The following is an 11,111-nucleotide window of genomic DNA, read 5'->3' as shown; positions in this document are numbered from 1 at the left end:
ACCGCCGTCTATAAAACTATATGGCAGGTTTGAAGACTCAGTTTCGAGATTTTTGTTAAGTGGATGGGGGCTGCGGGTAATAACTCGCTTTCCGCGGGAGCGCGGTGAGCCTCCTCGGACTGCGTCCTGTGGGGTCTCACCCTGCACTTCTTTCCCGCAGGAGTCTCGCCATTCCCCTTCGCCCTTTACCTAGGTTGATTCTCGAAACCACTTCTAAAAGATCACCTTGAATAATGAAACGAAATGAATCATATAAAATTTTCTACTGCGGGCTGACAGAACTTAAGGCTTGATATAGAGCGTTTTATGCCTACTTAGGATAGAGGAATAAGAGACACTCACTCTCGGTATAGGGGTTCGTGCCACCCCTAACGCTTAACTAGGCAACGAACCCTGAAAACATCTCGAAACTGAGTCTTCAAGAATATAGTGAGCTTATATGGAAGAGAATGAATGCTATAAAAAAAGCGAACGCCTCACAAAGAGGGTTCGCTTTTTTTCTTATCCGAAATAAGTGTTCAATGGAGGGACGATTTGCTTCTTACGGGAGACGACACCTTTCAAGACCGCCTGATTACCATCAAGCTCCGTTTCGAAAGCTTTCGCCACCGCTTCTGTTTCGTTACCGACTGCTACGACTGTCGAGTCGCTTTCAAGAATGTCTGTAACTACAAGCAGGAACAGGTCCAAACCTTTTTCAGAAACGTTCTTTTCGATGGCTGCTTCAAGCTCACTCTTACGGGAAAGTACATCATCTGTATCCACAGTATTCACCTGGGCGATTTCTACTTTTTTATCTCCCATGTTGAATCCTTTCGCATCAAGGGAAATCAGCTCTTCAGCTGTCTTGTCACTGATATCCGCGCCTGCTTTCAACATCTTTAGGCCATATTCTTCAGCATCCACACCGGCCATCGCTGCAAGTTCTTCGGCAGCTTTACGATCTTCGTCCGTGCATGTCGGTGATTTGAATAGAAGGGAATCAGAAATAATCGCTGACAGCATTAACCCTGCCATTGGCTTGGAAACCTGCTGTCCTTTTTCCTTATACAACTTGTTCAAAATCGTTGCCGTACAGCCGACTGGCTCCGCACGGTAGTAAAGCGGTCCTTTTGTTTCGAAGTTTGCAATACGGTGGTGGTCGATGACCTCAAGCACCTGCACTTCATCAATATCCTCTGCACTCTGCTGGCGCTCGTTATGGTCGACAAGGATGACCTGTTCGACTTCATCAGATACACGCTCAACCAGGCGTGGCGCATCGACATTGAACTGATCCAAGGCAAATTGAGTTTCTCCATTTACTTCTCCAAGACGAACCGCTTCTACCTCTTCGCCAAGGGCTTTTTTCAATTCAGCATACACAAGTGCTGAAGTAATCGTATCCGTATCCGGGTTCTTGTGCCCGAAAATCAATGTTTTACTCACAAAAATCTTCCTTTCTTTATCAAGGGTATGTAGGATGTCTTGTCCGTCTCGATTATAAAATAGATTGCATCCATAGTCCATCTTCTCCTATCATTCCCCTTAATATGGAAGGAAAACTATTCTTTTTCGAATCCTTTTACCAAAAAGTACCCACAGAGAACCTGAATCACCGAACTCACAGAAGGATTCGTAATCAATAGATTCGGTAAAATAGAATCGACAGGAATGACATAGGGTACAAGCAATACATATAAAGAAGGAAAAAGAAAGAAAAGGCCATATCTTTTCTTCCATTTCCATTGTCCTTCTCCTCCCCATTGTTTAAGGAAAGCTGGCAGTGCGAGCAAAATTCCTACAGGGACATATACAAATTGTGAGAAAATAATATAAAAATAAAAATTTTCTGTCACAAGAGCGGTGCCCTGTACTTTCACAGTCACGAGTGAGATGAAAACCAGGTAACCAAAAATAGCCACAGACTGCATGAATACAAGGTTTTTACTGTTCATACAACACCTCCGTTATCCTTATAATCTACCTTATGTTGAAGGACGAATTTTTTTACTAAATCATAGGTTTAGGGGAAAAAAATAAGGGAATTTAAATAAAAGAGATTTGAGATTTGTCTACACTATGTGTTAGAATTCCTTACATAAGAAAAAGTGAGGTACATATCCAGCACTATTCCGGATACAAATCTCATAATAAAATTGTAAAAGAGAGGGTAATGTATGACTTACACAAAAGAGCAAATTATTCAGGAAGTAAAAGAAAACAACGTTGAATTCCTACTATTAGAATTCACAGATATGTATGGGGATACGAAAAATGTTGAACTACCGGCTGAAGAACTAGAAATGGTTTTAGATAATGAAGCGATGTTCGACAGTTCTTCCATTTCCGGTTTTTCCGATATCCAAGAAAGTGACATGTATCTCGTACCAGACTTAGATACATTCCTACTACTTCCTTCTTTGGTCGATGAAGATCGCAGTGCGCGCTTCATTTGTGATATCTACAAGCCAGATGGCACTCCATTCGAAGGAGACCCTCGTTACATCCTTAAGCGAGCAATGAAAGAAGCTGAAGACATGGGATACACAGTAAACGTCGGTCCAGAACCTGAATTCTTCCTATTCAAATTGGATAAAGACGGTTACCCGATCCGCGAAATGAACGACCGCGGTGGATATTTCGATGCTTCTCCGAAAGATAAAGGAGATAAAGTACGTCGTGACATCGTTCGTACACTTAAGAAATTCGGTTTCGAAATGGAAGCTTCCCACCACGAAGTTGCGATGGGGCAGCACGAAATCAACTTCCGTTTTGACAACATGCTGAAAACAGCTGATAACATCCAGACGTTCAAAAATGTCGTAAAAGATATCGCAACAAACCACGATTATCATGCGACATTCATGCCTAAGCCAATTGCAGGCGAAAACGGTTCTGGAATGCACGCACACCTTTCCCTATTCAGAGATGGCGACAGTGCTTTCTATGATGAAGATGCGAAAGATGGCGTTTCTAAAACGATGAAACAATTCATCGCTGGTATTCTTCACCACGCCCGCGCCATTGCAGCGATCACGAACCCGAACGTGAACTCTTATAAGCGTCTTGTTCCTGGTTATGAAGCACCTGTAAGTATCGCTTGGTCACACTCCAACCGTAGCTGTATGGTCCGTGTACCAACAACACGTGGACAAGGTACTCGTTTCGAAGTCCGTAACCCGGACCCGACAGCGAACCCTTACCTGACACTTGCGGTATTGATCCAAGCTGGTCTTGAAGGTATCCGTAACGAATATGATGCAGGTGAAGCAGAAAGCCGTAACCTGTACGAAGTTGAGGACGACAGCGTACCAACACTTCCTACAAACTTGAAAGAAGCTCTTTCTGCACTTAAGAAAGACGAAGTTCTTCTTAAAGCTCTTGGTGATCACACAGCCAATGCTTATATCGAAGACAAAGAAGATGAGTGGACTCAATACTCCTTGCAAGTAAGCAAGTGGGAAATCGACAAATATATGAACAAGTAAGAATTAGAAAAGCAGCGCCCCTCCGATGGGGCGCTGCTTTTTTGTGTGCTCTTCTCTTTTCCTGCGCGCGACTCACTCTTCCTGCGCGCGGCTCACTCTTCCTGCGCGCGTTTCTCTCTTCTTGCGCGCGTTTCCCTCTTCTTGCGCGCGGCTCACTCTTCCTGCGCGCGGCTCACTCTTCCTGCGCGCGGCTCACTCTTCCTGCGCGCGGCTCACTCTTCCTGCGCGCGGCTCACTCTTCCTGCGCGCGGCTCACTCTTCCTGCGCGCGAAAGGTCATCCTCAATACGGATGACCTTTCGCTTCATTTATTCATTAAATAACGATACGACAGAACCAAGCCTCCAACATAAAAAGACAAGGCGATGTAAGCAGGCAGCAAGTGAATGAATGTCGTATAGCCGATCATGATATGGACAAAAATCCCCGCGGCAAAGGCAGGCACTCCTCCAATCAGGAACATCCACCAGAACCAGCGTTTCCCCTGATGGTAGCCCCACAAAGCACTCATCAGCACAAGAGAGCCAACACTGAACAGGGCGCTCCCGAATCCGGCGCGGTCGTGAGCGATGACGGGAATCAATCGCTCGTTGAAATTTTGAATCAATTCAGGAGGCATGCACAGGTAGGTAATATCGGTCGGGATAAAGACCCCTGTCACTCCGATATAAGATATGATGATCCCCCCGAGAACAAAAGAGAATCCGAGGACAACAAAGCAAAACTGCCCATAGACGCCAAGGAGCCAAACTCTATGATTTCTACGATTCTTGGAAGCTGGCTTTCCGGAGAGGCCCCGGGATTTGAACCACCCTGTAACATATAATGGCAGGAGGATCACCCAGAACAACAGGTGCAGCCAGTCAAAATATCCATAACCAATAAAGAAAAGGATCCCTAAAAAGCCTACAATCGCAGCAAAGTCAATCGCTTGTTTGGCCCATTTCTCTCCTTTGGAAACAGAAAATCTCGAGAGCCACATGTAAAGCAGTCCGCCTGAGATCATCGTTCCAGCGAGAGTCATCCGGTCATGGGCCATAAACCAGAGAATCCGTTCATTAAACAACAGCAGTTCCTGGCGGGATATTCCTAAAAAAGCTTCATCATAAGGAAGGATCACCGAAGTCAAGCTGAACACCAACGCGAGGAGGCCCCCGAGGAAAACCGCCAGCCCGAACAGAAAATACCACATCCAGCCGGTTTCCCCTTCGAATGTTTCTGTTTTTTCGTCCAACAGCGCCTCGTAAATCCGCTTCGGTAATCCAGGACCTGAATCAACGTATTCAGCAGAGAGGAACACCATGCTTGCACCGGCAGAAAGGAGGGAGAGCGCATCTTCCGGTTCTTTCACCCCACCGATCGTAATCACATCATAGCGTCTCAACATTTCCAATGCCTTCTTATGTTCTTCTAAATTCCCTTCATTAAAAGATTCTTCTAAAATAATGCCCGCGGCTCCTGGAAATCGATCATTGTCAGACACGTTTTTGCTTGGCATTCTTAAAAATACGGGTTTCCATACTGCTAGTCTTTCAACTAATTTCGGCTCCCAATCCTGATGCGCAATACTGAATACCCCGTTAAATTGTTGGAGTGCTTTGGCCATAGTCACTATTTCATCCTGCGATCCTTGCAGATGGAAAAGAAAAGGAACGTCTCTCTCCACCTTTTTCAAACGACGCACCGTTTCTTCAAGACCAATCGACTCCCCTTGATGGGGAAGCAGGATACGGCCTTCTTTGCGTTCGGGAGAGTCCCCCTTCTGCGGTTCCACTGTCACTGGTCCAACTTCAATCATGCTGAATCCTAAGTTGCTGAAAGCCTTCGTACCCGTTAACCGCGGATCGATTTTCCCCGATAATCCGACAGGTCCACGGACATACTCGTTCCCAATATAAACGGATAATCTTTCAGAGATCTCCTCCCTGCCTAGAAAATCGATGATATGGCTGCCTCCAGGTAGAGACGCGATCCGGTTCATATTTTTATGTATAAATTCCCTTGAAGTTACAGGGGATATCTTTGAAAGCCATGGTTTGAACAACACATGATACGACCAATCCGGCATACAATCTTCCTTTACTATAAAATCAAAAACTATATAAGAAAAGAGGCACCGGACCCGGCACCTCTCATTTCTACTTGATTGCGTTCGGTCCGTGCAGCATCCGGTTTGTGCGATGCGTCCCGTACCGATCTTTCAGCTCGAGCCGCTTCAGCTCCCGTTTCAACTTGTTGTAGCTTTTCAGACGTGCCGCTTCAAGCTCTCCTGTTTCTATTGCCTGCTTCACTGCACATCCTGGTTCTTGTTCATGCTTGCAGTCTCTGAACTTACAGGACGTGCTCAAACGATCGATGTCAGAGAAGGTTTGATCCACCCCTTCTTCATCTCCACCCCATAGCTGCAATTCCCGCATACCTGGAGTGTCGATGATATAGGTTCCGTTCGGCAGTTCAAACAGCTCTCTGTGAGTCGTCGTATGCCTTCCGCGCTGATCCTCTTCACGCACACCTTGGGTCACTTGTTTTTCCATGCCGAGCAGGTGATTGATGAGTGTCGATTTTCCAACACCTGAGGATCCTACAAGAGATATCGTTTCGCCCGCACGTATTTCAGTGCCAAGCTCATCCATTCCTTCCCCTGTCAAACTATCGACCGCATAGACAGGAACACCAGGTGCCACACTTTCGACTTCAGCGATGTGTTCAGGAACCGTGGCGCATAAGTCCCTTTTTGTTAAAACTACGACAGGGCTTGCGCCGCTCTCATAGATCTGCTGCACATAACGTTCGATTCTTCTCACGTTAAATTCCTGGGTCAAAGCGGTGACGATAAATACGGTATCCACGTTCGCCGCAATGATTTGCTCCTGATGACTTTCTCCCGCTTTTTTCCTGGACAATGTTGTCCTTCGATTCAGGACGCGGTGGATCTTTGCACGTGCTCCATCATCATAGGGTTCAAAAACCACCCAATCCCCGACGGCCGGGTAATCTTTGTCGAGCTGGACGGTATGATGAAACCTTCCGGATACTTCACCGTGTCGCTCCTGTTCATCATCCACGACGGTGTATAAGCCGTGGGTCAGACGGGTGATTCTTCCGATTTGTTCTCCTTCAATCATCTGCGCTTTAAAAAAATCTGTACAATCGTTCCGTTTCATTCGATTCCTCCTGAGTATTTGGAGGACGTTACGAGTGATGTCCTCCGTGATTTGATTGATTTGCATGGATTAGAATGGTTACGTTTGCCATAAAACATCACTCCTAACTTTTTAATTAGTTCTATTATATCAGAATTTTTTGCCAGTGATCAGATTTATCCACGGGAAACCGCTTTTTTCGCAGAAATGGCTGCAAAGGTAATCGTGATGGTGCATACAATGACGATCGCGAATACCCCCTGCATCAAGTCCCAGAACACCCAGCCATCAATCAGGGCCGTCCGCATACTTTCGAAAATGTAGGTGGTCGGGTTGATGGTGGCCGCGATTTTCAGCCATTGGGCTTCGATCAGTTCATACGGAACAAACGTCGTGCTTAGAAAAATAAGCGGGAAAAAGATGAACGTTCCGGCCTGAGCCGCCTGAGCATTCCCTGTACGAAGGGCAACTCCAGCTGAATATCCGGCGAATGCAAGCCCCCATCCGACTGCAATAAGCAGTACGAACAGTATGCCGCCAAAGCCTGTCACCACTTCTAGTCCAAGCAGAAAGGCGATGCCTATAATAAGCAACGTCTGCACAACGAGCTGAAGCATCCCGGCAATAATCGGTCCAAGGACAATCGCCAGTCTTGAGGCAGGTGTCAGCAGCAGCCGTGAGAAAAAACCATTTTCGATGTCTTTCACAATGCTCTGCCCGGCCCCACCTGCTCCACCAATGGCAGCCGAAACGATGGATACAGGAAGAATGAAGGCCAAATAGTTCGCCCCTTCAAAAGTCGGGAGCTGGGAGATCCCGCTCAACCCACCTTCATAAACGAGGAGGAAAAAAGCAGAGATAATCAGGTTCGGGATAAAAGAAAACGGATTACGCAGCGTTGTTTTTATGTTTCTTACAGTCATGAGCCATGTGTCTTTCCATAAGTTATTGCCCATCTGCTCTCACTCCTTCCTTTTTCTCACTCGTAATTTTCAGGAAGATATCATCCAAGGTTGGCGATGAGAGCTGGATATCTTCGATTTCATAGCCTTCTTGGTCGAACAGGCGGACGACTTCAAGCAGCTGCTTCGTTCCTTCTTCCACGTAAATGAGCACCTTATTCTGACGACTGATGACGTCCACGTCTGTCATTTGCCCACGTAAGTACTCGACAGCTTGGGATTGCTGATTTTCATCTTTCAATGTAAGTGTGATCAGATCATTGCCGATTTGAGCTTTCAACTCTTTCGGAGTCCCTGTCGCAACAATCTCTCCATCATTGATGATGCTGATGCGGTGAGCAAGCGAATCGGCTTCTTCTAAATACTGGGTGGTAAGGAAAATGGTCGTGCCGACTTCTTCATTCAGCCGCCTCAATTCCTCCCAGATCGCCATTCGGTTGGAAGGGTCGAGTCCTGTCGTGGGTTCGTCAAGGAAAAGGATTTTCGGTTCATTAACGAGCGTCAGAGCGAGGTCAAGCCGCCTGCGCATCCCACCTGAATAATTGCCGATTCTACGTTCTGCCGCTTCTGTCAATTGCACAATCTCCAACAGTTCCTGTGCCCTCTTCTTTCCGTCTTCTTTACGGAATCCAAAAATGTTCGCTTGAAGTTCAATCATTTCCCTGCCTGTCAGATCAGGATCGACACCTGTTTCCTGCAGGGCTACCCCGATATAGCGCCTCACTTTCTCCGGGTCTTGAATGACGTCATGACCAGCCACTTCTGCTTTTCCAGAAGTTGCGTTGATGAGTGTGGTCAAAATTTGAACAGTTGTTGATTTGCCTGCACCGTTCGGTCCAAGAAATGCAAAGAATTCTCCTTCCTCCACTTCAAAGGAGACATCTTTTACCGCTTGGACATTTCCTTTTTTAAAAGTCTTGGTTAAATGTTCTACAACGATTTTTCCGTTCACTACAATCCCTCCAGTCACCATTTCTTACCTTAACTATATACATAAGTCCCACTATAATCACTTTTACAAACGAATATCAACACACACGCATACACGACTACATGTTTGAATGTTCCCTGTAGGGGTTTGACCCTGGAAAAATTTCATCCATTCGAAAGCAGAAAGGGAATCTTCGTGAATCGAGGCTTTAATAATTAACAGAATTTTAGGAATTTAGACTCAGAGGTTTGAAACTGTTTCAAGCGGGGAATCTTTATTTTTACGTCGACAAGGAAAACCGCCAAAACTAGACGGTTTTCACGGTTGAAACAGTGTTTCAAAACGTGATAGAATCTTCAATAATAAGAATTTTCAGAATATATTTTAGGAGGTGAATACCATGGAACTCACTCAATTGTATCCTTGGTTGATGCCGGCCCTTTTGATCATCAGTATCGGTACGTTGTTTGCTTCATACTTAGCGTTTAGAGCAGAAAAATACATGATGTTAGTGGCGATCGGGATGGTACAGACGCTGGTTAGTACGATGCTCGCGACGAGTGTCGGGCCGCTTTTGTTTGGAATTGGGTTGACGCAATTTTATGTAGGAATCGTCAACATGAAAAAGGTGAAAGGCTATGAGACATGAGAAATCATCGTCTTATAGGTCTTTCACCTTTTTTTCTATATATAAACAAAGATCACCGAGGGTTGTGAATTGGGCTAATTCTTCATAGGGAGGCAGCTCCTGATGAGTGTTCAGAGGGAGGTCCCAATGTTGAATGAGGGCGGCAAAAGCATCCAGGAATGCAGCCCGGTCATTATTAAAAATGACGGCAAGTTGAATATTCGTCGTTAAATGCTCCAGCGGATGTTCGTAGGTTTCCTCGCTGTACAAGTGAACATAGTAAACAACGCTTCGATAAATCGCTACCGTTGTTCTCGGGTCCTGGACCTTCTTCTTTTCCTTCTTTGACTGAAAAGCTTTGAAACTGTAGATTTCTCCCATTACCCCCACCTCATTCTTCTTTTTCCTATGAGAATATATTTCTTTTCTTCAATCCCTTATTCCTTTAAGAATGCGGATAAATTTTTGTAAAAGTTTCATCCTCATGAGTGAGTGCCTGTTGTGGTATCCTGTAGAAAAGAGGTTTTTTAAGTGAGGGAATTGCCTATGATAGAGAAAAACGTGTGGTGGATCGTCTTCCTCCTCCTTTTGATGGTCGGATGCAGCTCGAATGCTGAAGCAGAAGACTCTTTAAATAGGAAACCACTTGAAGGGGACGCCCCCTTCATAGAAGAAGCAGAAGCTGAAAATAGCAGCGACAACATGCAGCTCACTCTCGATGGATCTTCCTACCCATTCACGGCCAAAGACTATCCCATTCTATCTCAATATATACATAATTTTGATCAACCAGACCAAAAACTGCAAGAGCTTCCTTTTTCTAAAATAGCAGAGAATCAATATTTGGTGGAGTTTGCCTGTCACGAACAGCGCTGCTCGCATTTGATGATTGATTTCGAACAGAAGCACTCCTTTTTAATGAGTGATTTGAGCAAACTTGTCTCAAGTCACGTTTCTTCTGACGAGCGGTATGTGGCTTACCTTTTCGAACGTACGTATGAGGAGCAGGCGAAGCATCAGCTTGTCGTGATGGATCGTGAGACACTTGAGCCGATTGATCTTGAAGCCGGAGAAGATCACCTCCTGCCGAAACCGAATCAGTATCAATACACTATTCATTCTGTTACTTTTATGGATGAAGAACGATTGCAAATCACCAGTAGCGATCCAATGGCCGGTTCTGAGACCGAGGATTCGGTTCAGACACATTGGATTTACAAATAGGAGGACTCGATGATGAATGAAACGATTGAAACATTATTAAATCACCGGTCGATTCGGAAATTCAAAGACACCCCGGTCACTGACGAGCAGCTGAGCACCATTTTGTCAGCGGCCCAGCAAGCGTCTACTTCGAGCTATATGATGGCTTATACCATCATCGGGGTGACAGATGAAAAGAAAAAAGCCCAACTCGCTGAAATCACCGGTCAAGGATATGTGAAAGATAACGGCCATCTGATGATTTTCTGTGCCGATCTTTACCGGCATACTCTTAACGCTTCTTCAGAGCAGTATGAAGAGATGCTTACAAACCTTGAAAACAGTGAACATTTTCTTGTTTCTGCCATCGACGCAGCGCTTGCTGCCCAGAACGCGGCCATTGCTGCGGAATCGATGGGGCTCGGGATTTGCTATATCGGAAGCATCCGAAACCAGCTCGATAAAGTCGATGAAATCCTTGGACTGCCTAAACACGTTCTTCCGCTTTTCGGCATGGTCCTTGGTGAACCTGATCACCAGCCTGACAAAAAGCCGCGGCTACCGAAAGAAGCGGTTTACTTTGAAAATGAATACAAGCGTGATCACAAAGATGAACTTGGAGCCTTTGATGAGAAAATCACCGCCTACTATCAGTCGCGTCAGACGAACACAAGGAAAGACTCCTGGACCGATCAAATGCTGCGACGGTTTACAAAACCGATGCGTATGGACGTGACCAGTATCGTCAAAAAGAAAGGCTTTAACAAACAGTAAG

11 protein-coding genes are annotated in these 11,111 nt (G+C 45.6%); 4 read left to right on the top strand and 7 right to left on the bottom strand.

Annotated features, from left to right (window positions below):
* Nucleotides 1-501 precede the first annotated feature (501 nt).
* On the bottom strand, nt 502-1,428 hold the full coding sequence (locus VKA52_RS13140) for a manganese-dependent inorganic pyrophosphatase (protein ID WP_206948575.1): 927 nt from the start codon (nt 1,426-1,428) through the stop codon (nt 502-504).
* A gap of 116 nt (nt 1,429-1,544) precedes the next feature.
* On the bottom strand, nt 1,545-1,937 hold the full coding sequence (locus tag VKA52_RS13135; RefSeq protein ID WP_160912769.1) for a hypothetical protein: 393 nt from the start codon (nt 1,935-1,937) through the stop codon (nt 1,545-1,547).
* 222 nt (nt 1,938-2,159) lie between these two features.
* Here VKA52_RS13135 and VKA52_RS13130 point away from each other — a divergent pair, with 222 nt between their 5' ends.
* Nucleotides 2,160-3,470 carry a glutamine synthetase family protein gene (locus VKA52_RS13130; protein ID WP_160912767.1) on the top strand — a complete coding sequence of 437 codons (1,311 nt, stop codon included), beginning with the start codon at nt 2,160-2,162 and terminating at the stop codon, nt 3,468-3,470.
* Between the two features lie 303 nt (nt 3,471-3,773).
* Here the strand turns inward: VKA52_RS13130 and VKA52_RS13125 are convergent, their stop codons facing one another.
* From VKA52_RS13125 to VKA52_RS13110, 4 genes are all read right to left on the bottom strand, one after another.
* Nucleotides 3,774-5,537, bottom strand: a complete 1,764-nt coding sequence (locus tag VKA52_RS13125; RefSeq protein WP_326315977.1) for a dihydroorotate dehydrogenase — start codon at nt 5,535-5,537, stop codon at nt 3,774-3,776.
* 70 nt (nt 5,538-5,607) lie between these two features.
* Nucleotides 5,608-6,633 (bottom strand): ribosome small subunit-dependent GTPase A, encoded by a 1,026-nt coding sequence (rsgA, locus tag VKA52_RS13120; RefSeq protein WP_326315976.1) that lies wholly within the window; start codon nt 6,631-6,633, stop codon nt 5,608-5,610.
* Between the two features lie 155 nt (nt 6,634-6,788).
* The gene (locus VKA52_RS13115) at nt 6,789-7,568 is read right to left on the bottom strand and encodes an ABC transporter permease (protein ID WP_115822165.1); all 780 of its coding nucleotides are present in this window, start codon (nt 7,566-7,568) and stop codon (nt 6,789-6,791) included.
* Complete coding sequence (locus tag VKA52_RS13110; RefSeq protein WP_326315975.1) at nt 7,558-8,526, bottom strand: ATP-binding cassette domain-containing protein; 969 nt, start codon at nt 8,524-8,526, stop codon at nt 7,558-7,560. Before VKA52_RS13110 ends, VKA52_RS13115 begins: the two co-directional genes overlap by 11 nt.
* Nucleotides 8,527-8,905: 379 nt before the next feature.
* Between VKA52_RS13110 and VKA52_RS13105 the strand changes: the two genes are divergently transcribed.
* Complete coding sequence (locus tag VKA52_RS13105; RefSeq protein ID WP_160912760.1) at nt 8,906-9,154, top strand: hypothetical protein; 249 nt, start codon at nt 8,906-8,908, stop codon at nt 9,152-9,154.
* 12 nt (nt 9,155-9,166) lie between these two features.
* Here VKA52_RS13105 and VKA52_RS13100 read toward each other — a convergent pair whose 3' ends face one another.
* Complete coding sequence (locus VKA52_RS13100; RefSeq protein WP_326315974.1) at nt 9,167-9,514, bottom strand: hypothetical protein; 348 nt, start codon at nt 9,512-9,514, stop codon at nt 9,167-9,169.
* Between the two features lie 165 nt (nt 9,515-9,679).
* Here VKA52_RS13100 and VKA52_RS13095 point away from each other — a divergent pair, with 165 nt between their 5' ends.
* A complete protein-coding gene (locus VKA52_RS13095; protein WP_326315973.1) occupies nt 9,680-10,357 on the top strand; it encodes a hypothetical protein in 678 nt (225 codons plus the stop codon).
* A 12-nt stretch (nt 10,358-10,369) separates the two neighbouring features.
* A complete protein-coding gene (nfsA, locus tag VKA52_RS13090) occupies nt 10,370-11,110 on the top strand; it encodes an oxygen-insensitive NADPH nitroreductase (protein WP_326315972.1) in 741 nt (246 codons plus the stop codon).
* Nucleotide 11,111: the final 1 nt, after the last annotated feature.

Origin of the sequence: Halobacillus sp. HZG1 (genome assembly GCF_035818575.1) — a bacterium.
GTDB lineage: Bacteria > Bacillota > Bacilli > Bacillales > Halobacillaceae > Halobacillus > Halobacillus litoralis.
The sequence above is the reverse complement of the archived record's forward strand: the minus strand, read 5'-3'. Positions and strand labels throughout refer to the sequence as shown.